We start from the raw sequence: 14,600 nt of genomic DNA, 5'->3' as shown, positions 1-14,600 counted from the left end.
CAGATAAGCGTTCGCGTGGTGTGAGATCGGCGACCAATCGGGCGAGCGATCGCGTCGGCGCCGTCGGGAACCGACAGAATGAGGTATCCCTCCCGAATATTTGCCGGCAACAATGTTCGACAAGGTGCTCGTCGCCAATCGCGGCGAAATCGCCGTCCGCGTGATGCGAGCGTGCGAGGAGTTGGGAGTCGAGACGGTCGCCGTCTACAGCGAGGCCGACAAGGACGCCGGTCACGTCCGGTACGCCGACGAGGCGTACAACGTGGGTCCCGCCCGGGCGGCCGACTCGTATCTCGACCACGACGCGGTCGTCGAGGCCGCAGAGAAAGCGGGCGCCGACGCCGTCCACCCCGGCTACGGCTTCCTCGCGGAGAACGCCGAGTTCGCCGCGAAAGTCGAGGCGACCGAGGGCGTGACGTGGGTCGGCCCCTCGGCCGACTCGATGGAGCAACTCGGCGAGAAGACCCACGCTCGCAAGACGATGCGGGACGCCGACGTCCCCATCGTGCCCGGCACCACCGACCCCGTCGAGGACCCGGCGGAGGTCACCGAGTTCGGCGACGAGCACGGCTACCCCATCGCGATCAAGGCCGAGGGCGGCGGGGGCGGACGCGGGATGAAGGTCGTCCGAGGCCCCGAGGAGGCCGACGAGCAACTCGAATCGGCCGAGCGCGAGGGCGAGGCGTACTTCGACAACGACAACGTCTATCTCGAACGCTACCTCGAGAACCCCCGCCACATCGAGGTTCAGATCGTCGCCGACAAACACGGCAACGTCCGGCATCTCGGCGAGCGGGACTGCTCGCTCCAGCGGCGCCACCAGAAGGTGATCGAGGAGGGGCCCTCGCCCGCGCTGACCGACGAACTCCGCGAGCGGATCGCCGAGGCGGCCCGGCGGGGCGCCGACGCCGCGGGCTACTACAACGCCGGCACCTTCGAGTTCCTCGTCGAGGAGGACCCCGACCGGGAGGCGGGCGAACTGCTGGGCGCCGACACCGACTTCTACTTCCTCGAAGTCAACACCCGGATTCAGGTCGAACACACCGTGACCGAGGAGCTGACCGGGATCGACATCGTGAAGGCCCAGCTCCGGGTCGCGGCCGGCGAGGAGCTTCAGTTCTCTCAGGACGAGGTCGAACTGGAGGGCCACGCGATGGAGTTCCGTATCAACGCCGAGCACGCCGCCGACGACTTCGCGCCCGCCACCGGCGGCCGGCTGGAGACCTACGACCCCCCGGGCGGCATCGGCGTGCGCCTCGACGACGCGCTCCGGCAGGGCGACGACTTGGTGACCGACTACGACTCGATGGTCGCCAAGCTAATCGTCCACGGCGCGGACCGCGAGGAGTGTCTGGCCCGCTCGGAGCGCGCGCTCGCGGAGTACGAGGTCGAGGGGATCCCGACGATCATCCCGTTCCACCGGCTGATGCTCGACGACGAGGCGTTCGTCGCTGGCACCCACACCACCAAGTACCTCGACCACCACCTCGATCAGGACCGGATCGCGGCCGCCCAGGAGCGGTGGGGCACCGACACCGAGTCGACGGCCGACGACGAGGAGGTCCTCGAGCGCGAGTTCACGGTCGAGGTCAACGGCAAGCGCTTCGAGGTCGACCTCGAAGAGCGCGGCGCCGCGGCGATCCCCACCGCCGACGCCGGCGGCGGCCAGAAGCCCGAGCCCGCCGGCGGCGACGACGAAGCGAGCGGCGGCGCGGCCGCCGACGCCGAGGGCGAGAGCGTCACCGCCGAGATGCAGGGCACGATCCTCGACGTGACCGTTGCCGAGGGCGACGAGGTCGCGTCTGGCGACGTGGTCTGCGTGCTGGAGGCGATGAAGATGGAGAACGACGTGGTGGCCTCGCGGGGCGGCACCGTCACGCAGGTCGCGGTCGGCGAGGGCGACAGCGTCGACATGGGCGACGTGCTGGTCGTCATCGAGTAGCTCGCGTCGGGGCTACGCCCGGCGCGCGAGCGCGACGCCGGCGGTGTGCTCGACGAACAGCGCGACCGCGAGCAGTCCGACTCCGACGGTCGCGGGCTCGACGCCCCCGATTCCGACCGCTTCGAGGAGTCGACCCACCGCCTCGCGTCGCGTGACGACGAGTAGCCAGGCGGTGGCGCCGGCGGCTTCGACCGCGCTGATGCCGATCGTCCCGAGGTTGAGCACGCCCGCGAAGGGGGTCCGTCCCCGGAGGTCGTTGATCTCGACGGTGTGGTGGACGACGAGCGTCGCCCCCAGCGCGACGCCGGCGAACAGGACGCCCTCGACGCCGCCGACCCGCCCGGCGACCGCGAGCCAGAGCGCCCAGAGTGCGCCCTCGGCCGCGCCGACCGCGACCGACGCGGCGTCGGGGAGGGTCGCCGCCCGGCCGTTGACCGCGAGATCGGTCAGGGCGTGTTCGACCACCAGTCCCCCGAGCAGGATCGCGATTCCGACGACCAGCGAGCCCGAGCCGACCGGGGCGTCCCGGACCGTCCCGAGCCAGACCGCGAGCGCGGCGGCCTGGACCGCGGTGAACGCGACGACGAGGACGATGCGACCGAGCGCCGCGGCGATCCCGCGGACGGTGTTCGGGCGGCGGTGTTCGTGCGTAGCCATGCCGGACGGACGGACGCCGCCCGTATTGTTACCCGGCTGCTACCGTCTGTCGGGAGGCGAGTCCCCGTCCGCGATCGGCGTTAAGGTGTGTAGAACCCCCCGCGAGAAGCGGCGTTCGCGCTCGGCCGCGGCTCTCAGACGGCCCACAGTTCGGGATCGTGTCACGAGCTACCGAGAGACGCCAACGACTTAACCGTGCGCCGTTCTTAGTGGAAGTGTGAGCAACGAATCTGGACGTCGAAATCTGCGTATGCCCTCCTCGGACGAGCTGTTCGCGGTGGTTACCGAACACAACGGCGGCAACCACGTCCGCGTCAGATGCGAGGACGGCGAGAACCGGATGGGGCGCATCCCCGGCCGAATGAAGTACCGGACCTGGATCAGCGAGGGCGACGTCGTCGTCGTCGAGCCGTGGGACTGGCAGGACGAGAAGGCGAACATCGAGTGGCGGTACACCGACCAGGACGCCGACCAGCTCCGCCAGGAAGGCCACATCGACTGACGGCCCTGCACTGACCGTCCGTACGCGCCCGCGTCCGTAGGATCGCCTCGTGAGTCACAGCTCTCGTCCCGCCCCACGAGTCGCGACTATAGCTTTCGAGGCCGGGCACCCCCTCGTCGCTTTCACCCGAGCCAGTTCGGAACGTCATCGTACACCGAGATGCGAACCAGCGAGTAGAGTAGCCCGATAGCGAACGCCACGGCGATACCGAGAAAGACCGTATTCATATCGGAGACGTACCGTCCGTCCCACAAATAGGTGGTTGTTAGATTCGCGTCTCCGCGTACCAGCTCCGTTCGGTCGGACTCGACACTGAGACGGACCAGCGGAGTCGCCGTACCGATTCTGGTTGGCCGGACCGAGAAACCAACCCTTCATGGTGGGTTCGCCCGAACGACCCGTCATGAACGACACCCGTCGCGCCGTCCTCGAACGGATCGCCGGCGGCCCAGTCACGGGCCCCGCGCTCGCCGACGACCTCGGTGTCTCGCGGAACGCGGTCTGGAAGCACGTCGAGGCGCTCCGGGAGGCGGGCTTCGAGATCACCGGCGGGGGCGCCGGCTACGACCTCGACGGCGTCCCGGAGTTCGGCGGTCCCGCCGTCGAGTTCGGGCTCGACGCGCCCTTCTCCGTGGAGTACCACGACGCCATCGGGAGCACGAACGACCGCGCCCGCGAGCTCGCCACCGACGGGGCGGTCGACGTGGCGGTGCTGGCCGACGAGCAGACGGGCGGGCGCGGCCGGCTCGACCGGGAGTGGTCGGCCCCGAGCGGCGGCGTCTGGGTGAGTCTGGTGCTCGGCCCCGACCTGCCGGCGGCCCACGCCCCCGCGCTCACGCTGGCGGCCGCGGTCGCGACGACCGACGCCGCCCGTGAGGCGGGCGTGCCGGCCGAGATCAAGTGGCCGAACGACGTGCTGGTCGGCGACGGAGACGGCGACGGCGAGCGCGGCGGTCGGAAGCTCGCGGGCATCCTGACCGAGATGGAGGGCGAGGCCGACAGCGTCTCGTGGGTCGTGGTCGGGGTCGGCGTGAACGCCAACGTCCCGGTCGAGACGCTCCCGGAGGGCGCGACGAGCATCGAGGCCGAGGCCGGGCCGGTCGACCGCCGGGCCTTCGTCCAGCGACTGTTGGAGCGGTTCGACGACCTCCGGCGCGACCCCGAGGCCGCGGTCGAGGCGTGGCGCGAGCGGGCCGCCACGCTCGGCCAGCGGGTGCGCGTCGAGCGCGGCGACGACGAGATCGTCGGCGAGGCGGTCGACGTGGCGTTCCCCGGCGCGCTCGTGATCGACACCGACGACGGCCGGGTCCGCGTCCACGCCGGCGACTGCGAGCACCTCCGGCCCGTCTGAACCGGTCGGGACTGGGCGCGCCCCGCCCCGACCGCGAATTCGATTCGGGAGGCAGGCGACGTTCGCCGCGCGATCACTCGACGGTGGCGTTGCCCGCTTCGGGCGACGACTCGGTCTCGGTCTCCGAGGCCGCCTGCTCGCCGTCGGCGCCGCCGACCTGAACCGTCAACACTGGGACCGAGCACGCCCGGACGACCCCCTCGGCGACGCTTCCCAGGAGCAGGCGGTCGATGCCGCCCCGGCCGTGGGTCCCCATCACGACCAGATCACACCCCTCGTCCTCGGCGTACTCCACGATCCGTCTGCTGGGCGACCCCTCGAGCAGTCGGGCCGAGACCGGGACGTCGCGCTCGTCGGCGATGGTCTCGACCCGGTCGAGCGCGGACTCGCCCTCTCCGCGGAGCACGTCGTCGATCCCCTCCCAGGAGGTCTCCATCGGTAGCCCCGCGAACGTCGCGGCGTTGACGACGTACACCGCGTGTAGCTCCGCGTCGTGGGCGGCCGCCAGATCGGCGGCGTGTTCGACCGCGCGTTCGGTGTCGGTCGAACCGTCGGTGGGTACGAGTATCCGGTCGTACATCTGTTCGGTGTATGATAGCACACGACGTACCTTAACTGTTTGCAGGGCGTCCGAGCCGACCCGCGGGACACGATTGGGGCCCGAGCGGCCGGCCGCGATCGGTCGCTCTCGTCATCGCCGCTCGACGTAATCGCACAGGACGGCCGCCTCGGCTTTCCGAACCAGCTCTCCGGCCGTGCTCGTCGAGCACTCGAGGACGGCCGCCACGTCGGCGATCGTCCCCTCCCGGGGCAGTTCGTAGTACCCGACCGCGACAGCGGCGTCGAGGGCCGCCCGCTGGCGGTCGGTGAGCCGCGAGGCCGATCGTGTCCGCTCGAACTCCGTGGCTCGTTCGATGGTGAGGTCCCCGAGCTCGGCGAGCTCCGCGTGGAGCGCGCTGAGCGCCGCCGCCTCGCCGACCGCCTCGAACCGGACCTCGCCCGTTTCGAGGAACGCGACCGGCGGGAGAAACACCACTCGCGCGCCGGCGATGGCGTCGAGGAGCGCGGCCGGGAACTCGTAGGCGTCCTGCCGGACGAACGCGTAGGTCCCGTCGGCGTCCGCCACGACGGCGCTGTCGACGACCGAGTCGATCCGGCCGACGGCGCGCTCGGTCGCCGCGCGGTCGCCGTCACACCACAGCAGGGTCGTCGCGTCCGCGGTCGGGCTCCACGTCAGCAGTTCGGCCCGCGTGATCGCGTCGTCGTCGACGACCTGCCGATGGAGCGGGTGGACGAGCCCCTCGGGGTAGCTGGCCGCGACCTGAATGCGTTTCATCGCCGTTGGCTCGCGTTCGTCCGGGGGACACATCAACCACCGTGGTCGACGGGCGGCTCGCGGCGTCCGTCTCCGAACGGCCGACCGCCCTTCGGCCGCCGACCGCCGACTCGTCCGGCCGAGACGGCGTCGATCACTCGCGGTCGCGCAGAATTTCCGGGACGCTGTGGAGGAGCGTCCGGAGGTGGTCGGCGTCGTCGAGCGCCCGGAGTCGGGCGTTCGGGAGCGCGGATTCGAGGCGCCGAGCGCCGTCGATCGGGACGTTCTCGTCGCGCTCGCCGTGCCACAGACTCACCGGCGCGTCGACCGCCTCGAAGTCGACGCCCCAGTCGGTCGCCGCGTGCCGGAACTCGGTGACTGCGCCGGTGCGATGGCGGGCGAACGCTTCGAGGAAGTCGGCCGCCACGATCTCGGCGGTCGCGTCGTCGATCGCCTCGGCGTCGTCGGTCGTGTACTGCCCGACCACGAACGACGGGTCGAGGCGCTCGGCGAGCCACGCCTGCCACCGGAACAGACCACGGAGGACGGTCGGTGCAGTCGTCGCGGTTCCGGTGAGTAGTCGCGTCACCGCGGGCGGCCGGTCGCCGAACCCGGGCGGTGTCGCGCCCGCGACGACGTCGACGGCGTCGATCCGGTCCGGGCGGGTCGCGGTCGCCGCCAGCCCGCACGGGGCGCCACCGGAGAACGCGATCAACTCCGCGGTCTCGACGTCGGCGTCGTCGAGGACGGGCACGAGGAACTCGGCGGCGTCGCCGACCGAGCGGTCCGGTCGCGGCGACGAGCGGCCACATCCCGGCCGGTCGGGGGCGAGCAGTCGGACCCCACAGTCCCGGGCGGTCGACTCGAAGAGCGCTCCCAGTCGGCGCGACCCGGGCGTCCCGTGGAGGAAGACGACGGGGTCGCCGTCCGGCGAGCCGTACTCGGCGTAGGCGAGGTGACGATCGGGCCCCAGCGACACGGTCTCGGTCCGCGGTTCGTCCGGCGGCGCTCGGCGTCGGGACGGCTCGGACACTGTCATTGCTCGATCGTAGCCGCGCCGACGGCGAGGACCTGTTCCCGGATTCATCCGGCGGTTTAAATGTAGCCGCTTCCGGTCGTCTGTATACCGGCTTCCTGAAATCCGATCGTTCGGTCCGATCTAACTTCCACGTAGAACACACGGGCCGATTGCCCACTCCGGGCGTTTGTACCGCCGTTTGGGTCCGGCGGCCAGACGACGAGTATCGGAACCGATCTGCCCAGACGACCGTCGGGACTGGCGTTCCGGGACTCGGGCCAGCCCCTTGATCTGGGTGGGGCGCGATTTCGATCGTCGGGATCCGGGAGTCGCGAGCGTCCGACCGTCCGGCAGTTTGTATCCCAGTCTATACCAGAATAAAAATATATAAAATAATATTAGATCTCAGTGTCACGACTAGCTATGTCATCCCTAAGCCGAGCGCTACGCCGCGTGACGATCGGTGACGAGGATACGCGTGTGAGAGCGACGTGGCGGGCAGTCGCCCCTTGGTGTCTTGGTTTCGGAGTGCAACCGCTGGTGTTGACCGCGATTCTGTTGGCCATTCGGAGTGTACTCGACCTCTCTGAACTCGGCGACGTTGCCATCTCGTTAACGGACCGCGCGCTCTTCGGAGTCGCCTCGGCCCTCGGACTACTTCTCGTGGTCCTGCTCGCGACACGACTCGACGAGCGGCCGATTTCGGCGTACGGCCTCGGCACTTTCCCCGACTGGGTTGCCGGACTCGGTATCGGCGGACTCACGTACGCGGTTCCGACGGCCCTACTCCTCCAACTGGGAGAGGCCGAGTTGACCGCCCCCGTTCCGTTCCCGGCCGACGCCCCCAGCGTTATCGCGCTCGCGGTCGCCGTGACCGTGATGGCTTTTGTCTTTCAGGTCGCGTTCGAGGAGTTCGCTTTCCGCGGTGTGATGCTGAAGAACTTCGCCGAAGGGCTGAGCGCTAGGGGCGTCTCCCGAGATCGGTCGGCCGTGCTCGCTCTCCTGTTCAGCAGTCTGGTGTTCGGAGTTAGCCACGTCATCGTGCAAGGGGGCGGTGGCACCGAAGGACGAAGCCTCCAACTCGTCATCACGAGTGCGCTGTTGGGGCTCCTGTGGGGTGGTGGCTACGTCCTGACGGGTCGGCTGGCGATCCCGTTCGGTCTCCACCTCGGGTACAACCTCTGGCCGGCGGTCGTACTGCAACCGACCGAAGCGACACTGGGGACACCGGCTCTCGGTCAGGTCGCGTATTCGGTAAGTCAGTACGAACTGACGGCCGGCAAAGTACTCGTCGGGGGCGTCTGTCTGGTGGTCTGGCTGTACCTCACTCGTGGGGAACTCACGGTGAAAGCGGATATCGCGGAGTGGGCGGCCGACAGGACGAGTACGACTTCGTAGCTCATCGTCTCACCGCACGTCGAACACGCGCTCGCATTCGAGACCCGCGCGACCGACTCCTGGAGCTACCCCCGGGATGCGATACCCGCGTCGGTCGACGAGCGGCCGGTTCACGTCGACGAAGCCTTTATGCCGAATCTCGGCTCTCTTCGGAGACGCATGTCGCTCGCTCGTCTTCGGGCCGTCCCACCCGCGTGGCGGTTCGCGCTCGTCGGCGCACTCGCCTCGATCCCCCTCACCGTTCTTCTGGACAGACTCCCGGACGCCGAGGCGAACGTCGCGGGCGGGATCATGGTCCTCGGCGCGTTCATCGCGGGCGCCGCGGCCGCGCTCAGTTCGAACGACGCCGGCGGCGCCGGACTCCGCGCCGGCTTGCTCGCCGGACTCGTCGCGGTGCTCGCGCCGGTCAGGGCGACGGTCAGTTCCGCCATCGGCGCCACGGGGATACCGTCCCCGTCCGGAGTCGGGACTTTCGTCGCGTTCGGCGGCCTCGTGGTCGCTCTCGCCTCGACTTTCGGCCTCGCGTGCGGTCGACTCGGGGGCTGGGTAGTGAGCGCGCTCACCACTCGATCGGCGACCGCTCGGTCGTAAACACCGGCTACGACGGGGGCATCGGCGCTCTGGCTCCGCGAGGCTCGAAGACGGGTCGGCGGCGCTTCGGACGCCCGGAAGCGAGGCTCGCGTCGCCGTCAATCGTCGCCGGACGCGCCCACGGCCTCGGTTTCGTCGACCCGGAGGCCCGAAGCGCCCGTCGCGTCCTGAAACTCCTGTTTGACTTCTTCGGGGGGCTCCCCGGTCGCCAAACTCACCACGACGATGGCGACCGCCGAGAAGACGAACCCGGGAACGAGTTCGTACACGATCCCGACGTCGAAAAACAGTCAGAAGGCGACCGTCGACATCCCGACGATCATCCCGGCGTACGCGCCCCACTTGTTGAGTCGCTCCCAGTACAGCGACGCGATGAGAAGCGGGCCGAACGACGCTCCGATCCCCGCCCATCCGCCGAGGATGACGGTGAAGACGACCCCGGAGGGTCGTTTTCGGTCTACGGCCAGTCGTGGGGCGGCATGCTCGCCCAGGAGTACGTGCTCGAATACGGCGACCACGTCGACGCGCTGGTGCTCGCCAACACGTTAGCCGACACCCGGACCGCGTACGAGTCGATGCGGAGCGTGTTAGAGGACCTCCCCGAAGACGACCGGGAGACCATCGAGGCACACGAGGCCGAGCGTGCGTACGGCGCCCCGGAATACGATGCCGCACTCGACGGCGCCTACCGGGCGCATGTGTGTCGGACCGACGAGTACCCCGCTCCCGTCCGCTCGACGTTCGAACGGATCAACCTCGACGTCTACGGCCTCATGTGGGGCCCCAACGAGTACGTCCTCTTGGACACGGCCCGGCTCCGCGACTGGGACGTCCGCGATCGACTCCCCGCGATCGAGACGCCGACGCTCGTGCTCTCGGGCGAGTACGACGAGATCGAGCCGTCGATCGCCCGCGACATCGCCGATCGGCTCTCGGATTCGACGCTCCACGTCTTCGAAGAGAGTAGCCACATGCCTTACTGGGAGGAACCGGACGCACACTACGAGGTCGTGGAGTCGTTCCTCACAGATCAACTGTAGTTTCGAGCCGGCTCGGAGCGCTCGGCAATCGAGAAAGCAGGAGTGGGTTGGGGCGGATTCGAACCGCCGACCTGCTCCGTGTGAAGGAGCTGTCATAACCGGACTAGACTACCAACCCGCGCACTCAGCCTTTCCCCCTTCCCGGACTTAAGGCTTACTTTACGGCCGGAAATATCGGCGCCGATCGCGACGGCGTGGACTCACACGCGCTCGCGGACCCGCCGGACCGCGCGGCGGGCCCGGCGTTCGGCCGTCGATTCGGTCGCTCGAAGCCTCGCGCGCCACCGCCCGGCCCGGGTCGGTTCCCGCGGTTCGCGGCCGGTGGCGCCGCGACGTCGACGCTCGACCGGCCGGAGTTCCGCCCGTAGCCCCCGATAGAGGTGTTCGGCGGTGGGTCGCCCGTAGTATCGCGCGTCTCGGAAGTGCCTGTTCATCGGTGTCACATAATTCTGTTCTTACGTAAGGGACAGATATCGACTTTGTCCCGGCGTCGACTTTCGGGCGGAGCCGGTCGATCGTCGCCGTGTCAAAAATGGTTTATCGGCAGGCGGCCACAGTGGGCGTATGTTCACGCGGCTCTCGATACCGACGCCGTTCCAGGTCGGCCCCGTCAACGCCTACCTCGCGGGACGGACGCTGGTCGACCCCGGACCGGGAAGCGAAGAGGCGTGGGCGAGCCTGCTCGACGCCCTCGAAGCCCGCGGGCTCGGCCCGACCGACATCGAACGGGTGGTCGTCACCCACCCGCACCCGGACCACTTCGGACTGGCCCATCGCCTGCGCGAGAGCGGCGCACGGGTCCTCGCCAGCGCCGCCACGGCCGAGATCATCGCGGACTTCGAGGCGCGGTTCGAGTACGAGCGATCGTTCTTCGTCGAGTTCTTCGAGCGCCACGGGATGGCGGCCTCGACCGCCGAACTGGTCACCGACCTCCCCGAGTCGTATCTCACGGCGGCCCCCGACGTCGAGACCGACCGAACGCTGGCGGACGGCGACACCGTCGCCGTCGAGAACGCCGCGATCACCGCCGAACTGGTCGACGGCCACGCGCGGGGCGAGACGATCTTCACCTACGACGCCGAGTCGGGCGAGCGCGCGATCGTCGGCGACCACGTCCTGCCCGACATCACGCCAAACCCCCTGCTCCAGCCGCCGGTCGAGCCCGGCGGCGAGCGCCCGCGGGTCCTCCCGGCGTTCAATCGATCGCTCGAACGCCTCCGAGACCGGGAGTTCGACCGGCTCCTGCCGGGCCACCGCGAGGAGATCGCGAACCCCACCGACCGGATCGAGGAGGTCCTCGCGGCCCACGAGGACCGGACCGAGAACGTCCGGGAGATCGTCGCGGCCGCCGGGCCGATCACCGCGGTCGAAGTGATGGACGAACTGTTCGACGATCTGCCCGCCACCGAGTACTTCCCGGCGATGAGCGAGGCGGTCGGCCACCTCGACGTGCTGGAGGTCCGCGACGAGATCGCGTCCCGCGAGCAGGGCGGGGTCGCGGTGTGGGAGGTCTCGTCGTGAACGACCTCCAGCCGGTCGCGCTCGGCGACGGGACCGCCGACGTGGTCATCACGGGCGGTCGGGTGTTCATGCCCGAGATCGGGGAGTTCCAGGCCCGCGACGTGGCGATCGTCGACGACAAGATCGCCGCCCTCCCCGAGGACGCGGCCCCTGTCGTCGGCGAGGAGACCCGCCGCATCAACGCCAGCGGCCGCGTGGTCGCGCCCGGGTTCGTCGACGCCCACACCCACCTCGACCTCCACCAGACGTTCGAGAGCGCGTACCACTACGCGATCGAACACGGCACGACCACGGTGGTCTCGGAGGTCACCGGCTACGGGCCCGCGTTCGGCGCCGAGGGGGTCGAACAGCTCCTCGCGGCTACCGCCTACCTCCCGGTCCGGGTCCGGGTGACCGTCCCGCCCCAGCCCCTGCTCGACACCTTCGAGCCGCGGCGCGCCGACGACGCCGACGCGGCGGCGCTGGCGGACCTGCTCGACGACGATCGGGTGGTCGGGGTCGGCGAGACCGACTGGATCCACGCGGTGGGTCGGGACACGCCCGCCGAACTGCTCTACGAGCGCGCCCGCGAGGCGGGCAAGACGGTCTCTGGCCACGCCGCAGGCTGTTCGGACGAGAAGCTCGCGGCGTTCGCCTCGATCATCGACGACGACCACGAGGCGATCTCGGGCGAAGGCGTCGTCGAGCGCGTCGAGAACGGCGTCCACGCCATCGGGCGGTACGGCTCGATCCGCGACGACATCGGCGCGATCGGCGAGGCGTCCTCCGACGTCGACGTCTCGGAGCTGTCGCTGTCCTCGGACGGCATGTGGCCCAGCGACCTCATCGACGAGGGATACATGGACGCGGTGGTCCGACGCGCCATCGAGGAGGGCGTCGAACCGGCCGACGCGCTCCGGATGGCGACGCTCAACCCCGCGCGCCACTTCGGGCTCGACGGCGTCGGGTCGCTGTCGCCGGGGAGCGTCGCGGACGTGGTGCTCATCGACGACCTCGAAGCCGTCACCGTCTCGACGGTCCTCAGCGGGGGCGAGATCGTCTACAACAAAGGCGAGTCGCAGGTCGCGCCCCGGACCCACGAGTACCCCGACCGCTTCTACGACGCCGTCGACGTCTCGGCCGACCCCGAGCAGTTCCGGGTGCCCGCCGAGGTCGCCGACGCCGGGGCGGTCCGGGCTATCGAGTACGAGCGGGGGTTGCTGTCGAGCGAGACCACCGTCTCCCCGCCGGTCGATGGCGACCGCCTCCTCGCGGATCCGTCGGCCGACGTGCTGAAGGCGACGCTGTTCGACCGCCACCCCGACGCCGCCCCCGGCCGGGCGTTCACGGGCTTTCTGACCGGCTTCGGGCTCGACCGCGGCGCGGTCGCCACCAGCGTCACCTGGGAGACGACCGGCGTGGTCGCGGTCGGGGCCCACGACGACGCGATGCGGACGGCGGTCGAACACGTCGCCGAGATGGGCGGCGGCTGGGCGGTGGTGGCCGACGGCGAGGTCGTCGCGGAACTCCCGACCCGAGTCGGCGGCGTCTGTTCGGACCTCGAAGTCGAGGAGACCGCGAAGCTCTACAACGCGGTCGAGAGCGCGGTCCGGGGGCTCGGCGCGACGCCCGAGCGGCCGATGCTCGCGCTCCAGACGCTCACGTTCCCCGGCGTCCCGGCGCTCAAACTCTCGTTCTCGGGCTACGCCGACGTGCTGAACCGCGAGGTCGTCGGACTCGCGCCGTAGTCACTCGACCAGTTCTTCCTCCGCGCCGTCGTCGCGGACGGACTCGTCGTCCTCGCCGCGGCCGTCGGTCCGCTCGTCGTCGCCGTCCGCCTCATCGTCGCTCTCGCTCGCGGCGTCCCCGCTCTCGGATCCGTCGTCGCGGTGCTCGCGGATGGTCCGGATCTGCTCGTACGGGAAGAAGTTCCGGCCGCTCTCGCGGGTCAGCCACACCCCGGACTCGTAGAAGTCGAGGCCGGTCCCGTCGACCGGCGAGGTGACCTGGCGCTCGCCGCCCTGCGAGCCGGGGTGCTCGACGAGATACACCGAGTAGCGCATAGGCGGTCCGTCGACCCACCGGGCGAAAAGCCTACCGGCGGCGTCGGTCGGGCAATCTATATCCGAGTCGCCGGCGTACCGGACTCAAGCTATGGATCGCCGGACCGAGGCGCTGGCGCTGGTCGCGCTCGTCGCCGTCGCGGGCGTCGCGGCCGCCGGGCTCGTCCAGAACCCGACGGCGAGTCGAGACGCCGGCGCGCGCGGCCAACCCACCACTCCGGGCGAGTCGCTCGACCTCGGGGAGGCCAACGTCGTGAACGTGACCCTCGAAGAGAAAGAGCGCGAGTCGGGCGCGTACGACTTCGCCGTCACGCTGTACCACGACGACGACGGCGAGGACGGCTACGCCGACCGGTGGGTGGTCGAAACGCTGAACGGCACCGAACTCGGCGCGCGCGAGCTGTCGCACGCCCACGGCACCGAGCCGTTCACGCGCTCGACGACCGTCGAAATCCCCGACGACGAGACGCTCGCGGTCGTCCGGGGCCGCGACCAGACCCACGGCTACGGCGGGCAGGCGATGGTCGTGAACGTCCGAACCGGCGCGACGCAGGCGATCCGTCAGGGCCCGGAGCGACGCGATCTCGCCGACTGTATCGTGGGCGACGCTACCGGAACTGCTTCGTCGCCGACACCGGGGACGGACGCGACCGGGACGGCAGGCGCGACGACGAGAAGCGACGCGACCGCGAGGCCGCCGACACCGGCCGGCGGCGCGGCGCTCGTCACCTGTCCGTGGGGGACCGAGACGGCCTGATCACTTCGAGCGCGACAGCGAGAACCGCCGGCTCGACGATTCCTCGGCCTCTGCCGCCTTGCGCGCGCGGCGGCGCTGGAGACGGTTGAACGCGACGCCGAGCCCGACGACCGCCGCGAGCGCCCCGACGAGCCGGAGCTTCTGGCCCATCGACGGCGGTCGGGCCGTGCCGCCGTCCGAGACGGTCTCGGGGTCTCGGCGACCCACCGAGAGCAACCGTCCCTCCGATTCGCCGGCGTCGAACGTCCAGTTGAACTCCGCGTCGTGGAAGTGTAGTTCGAGGATTCCCATACGGTCGGTTCGCCGAGCGCGGACTTAGCGGTTGGGGCAGGTCGGCGGGGCACTGTTCAGATAAGGATGAAGGATGAGGCGGTTCGATTTGCTAGTGATCCATGCCAGAAATCGACCGCCTCAACGGAGCTAGCGACTCGATCGAGTTAGAGTTTATGGAGCGAGAAGCGACACC

At 69.8% G+C, this 14,600-nt stretch carries 17 protein-coding genes, 1 tRNA gene and 1 pseudogene; 9 read left to right on the top strand and 10 right to left on the bottom strand.

The features are described from left to right. Window positions 1-112 precede the first annotated feature (112 nt). Window positions 113-1,942, top strand: a complete 1,830-nt coding sequence (locus EPY72_RS09185; protein ID WP_134669809.1) for an acetyl-CoA carboxylase biotin carboxylase subunit — start codon at window positions 113-115, stop codon at window positions 1,940-1,942. Window positions 1,943-1,954: 12 nt separating this feature from the next. Here the strand turns inward: EPY72_RS09185 and EPY72_RS09180 are convergent, their stop codons facing one another. Then, entirely contained in the window at window positions 1,955-2,599 is a 645-nt protein-coding gene (locus tag EPY72_RS09180) for a hypothetical protein (protein WP_135806242.1), read from the bottom strand. A 217-nt stretch (window positions 2,600-2,816) separates the two neighbouring features. On the opposite strand from EPY72_RS09180, the gene eif1A reads away from it, so the two are divergent. Next, the gene (gene eif1A, locus EPY72_RS09175) at window positions 2,817-3,101 is read left to right on the top strand and encodes a translation initiation factor eIF-1A (RefSeq protein ID WP_134669806.1); all 285 of its coding nucleotides are present in this window, start codon (window positions 2,817-2,819) and stop codon (window positions 3,099-3,101) included. A 403-nt stretch (window positions 3,102-3,504) separates the two neighbouring features. Next, window positions 3,505-4,452, top strand: coding sequence for a biotin--[acetyl-CoA-carboxylase] ligase (locus tag EPY72_RS09170; RefSeq protein WP_135806241.1), 948 nt, complete (start codon window positions 3,505-3,507; stop codon window positions 4,450-4,452). Between the two features lie 73 nt (window positions 4,453-4,525). Here EPY72_RS09170 and EPY72_RS09165 read toward each other — a convergent pair whose 3' ends face one another. The 3 genes from EPY72_RS09165 to EPY72_RS09155 form a co-directional block, all read right to left on the bottom strand. Further along, window positions 4,526-5,032 (bottom strand): universal stress protein, encoded by a 507-nt coding sequence (locus EPY72_RS09165; RefSeq protein ID WP_134669802.1) that lies wholly within the window; start codon window positions 5,030-5,032, stop codon window positions 4,526-4,528. 111 nt (window positions 5,033-5,143) lie between these two features. Beyond that, window positions 5,144-5,788, bottom strand: coding sequence for a helix-turn-helix domain-containing protein (locus tag EPY72_RS09160; RefSeq protein WP_134670293.1), 645 nt, complete (start codon window positions 5,786-5,788; stop codon window positions 5,144-5,146). 133 nt (window positions 5,789-5,921) lie between these two features. Beyond that, window positions 5,922-6,806 (bottom strand): alpha/beta fold hydrolase, encoded by an 885-nt coding sequence (locus EPY72_RS09155; protein WP_135806240.1) that lies wholly within the window; start codon window positions 6,804-6,806, stop codon window positions 5,922-5,924. Between the two features lie 432 nt (window positions 6,807-7,238). Between EPY72_RS09155 and EPY72_RS09150 the strand changes: the two genes are divergently transcribed. Both EPY72_RS09150 and EPY72_RS09145 read left to right on the top strand, forming a co-directional pair. Beyond that, entirely contained in the window at window positions 7,239-8,183 is a 945-nt protein-coding gene (locus EPY72_RS09150; RefSeq protein ID WP_168216018.1) for a CPBP family intramembrane glutamic endopeptidase, read from the top strand. Between the two features lie 159 nt (window positions 8,184-8,342). Further along, the gene (locus EPY72_RS09145) at window positions 8,343-8,774 is read left to right on the top strand and encodes a DUF5518 domain-containing protein (protein WP_168216017.1); all 432 of its coding nucleotides are present in this window, start codon (window positions 8,343-8,345) and stop codon (window positions 8,772-8,774) included. A 98-nt stretch (window positions 8,775-8,872) separates the two neighbouring features. Here EPY72_RS09145 and EPY72_RS19685 read toward each other — a convergent pair whose 3' ends face one another. Beyond that, the gene (locus EPY72_RS19685; protein ID WP_210423521.1) at window positions 8,873-9,043 is read right to left on the bottom strand and encodes a hypothetical protein; all 171 of its coding nucleotides are present in this window, start codon (window positions 9,041-9,043) and stop codon (window positions 8,873-8,875) included. A gap of 21 nt (window positions 9,044-9,064) precedes the next feature. Then, window positions 9,065-9,292, bottom strand: a complete 228-nt coding sequence (locus tag EPY72_RS20065) for a sodium:solute symporter family transporter (protein WP_210423520.1) — start codon at window positions 9,290-9,292, stop codon at window positions 9,065-9,067. Here EPY72_RS20065 and EPY72_RS09135 point away from each other — a divergent pair. Next, window positions 9,224-9,814 (top strand): annotated as a pseudogene (locus tag EPY72_RS09135) (proline iminopeptidase-family hydrolase); the annotation flags it as partial. The gene EPY72_RS20065 and the pseudogene EPY72_RS09135 sit on opposite strands and share 69 nt — an antisense overlap. Window positions 9,815-9,857: 43 nt before the next feature. Here the strand turns inward: EPY72_RS09135 and EPY72_RS09130 are convergent. Together EPY72_RS09130 and EPY72_RS20160 are read right to left on the bottom strand one after the other, a co-directional pair. Next, window positions 9,858-9,932, bottom strand: a tRNA-Val gene (locus tag EPY72_RS09130). A gap of 82 nt (window positions 9,933-10,014) precedes the next feature. Next, complete coding sequence (locus tag EPY72_RS20160) at window positions 10,015-10,248, bottom strand: DUF7553 family protein (RefSeq protein WP_455429242.1); 234 nt, start codon at window positions 10,246-10,248, stop codon at window positions 10,015-10,017. 130 nt (window positions 10,249-10,378) lie between these two features. On the opposite strand from EPY72_RS20160, the gene EPY72_RS09125 reads away from it, so the two are divergent. Next, window positions 10,379-11,335, top strand: a complete 957-nt coding sequence (locus tag EPY72_RS09125) for an MBL fold metallo-hydrolase (protein ID WP_134669794.1) — start codon at window positions 10,379-10,381, stop codon at window positions 11,333-11,335. Further along, window positions 11,332-13,062, top strand: a complete 1,731-nt coding sequence (locus EPY72_RS09120) for an adenine deaminase C-terminal domain-containing protein (protein WP_135806237.1) — start codon at window positions 11,332-11,334, stop codon at window positions 13,060-13,062. The genes EPY72_RS09125 and EPY72_RS09120 overlap by 4 nt, the downstream gene beginning before the upstream one ends. On the opposite strand, the gene EPY72_RS09115 is transcribed toward EPY72_RS09120, so the two are convergent. Further along, the gene (locus EPY72_RS09115; RefSeq protein ID WP_135806236.1) at window positions 13,063-13,377 is read right to left on the bottom strand and encodes a hypothetical protein; all 315 of its coding nucleotides are present in this window, start codon (window positions 13,375-13,377) and stop codon (window positions 13,063-13,065) included. A gap of 91 nt (window positions 13,378-13,468) precedes the next feature. Here EPY72_RS09115 and EPY72_RS09110 point away from each other — a divergent pair, with 91 nt between their 5' ends. Next, window positions 13,469-14,134, top strand: coding sequence for a hypothetical protein (locus tag EPY72_RS09110; RefSeq protein ID WP_210423519.1), 666 nt, complete (start codon window positions 13,469-13,471; stop codon window positions 14,132-14,134). Here EPY72_RS09110 and EPY72_RS09105 read toward each other — a convergent pair whose 3' ends face one another. After that, window positions 14,135-14,425, bottom strand: a complete 291-nt coding sequence (locus EPY72_RS09105; RefSeq protein ID WP_135806235.1) for a hypothetical protein — start codon at window positions 14,423-14,425, stop codon at window positions 14,135-14,137. Between the last annotated feature and the right edge of the window lie 175 nt (window positions 14,426-14,600).

The organism is Halorussus marinus, from assembly GCF_004765795.1.
GTDB lineage: Archaea > Halobacteriota > Halobacteria > Halobacteriales > Haladaptataceae > Halorussus > Halorussus marinus.
This window is presented reverse-complemented; position numbering and strand designations above follow the sequence as displayed.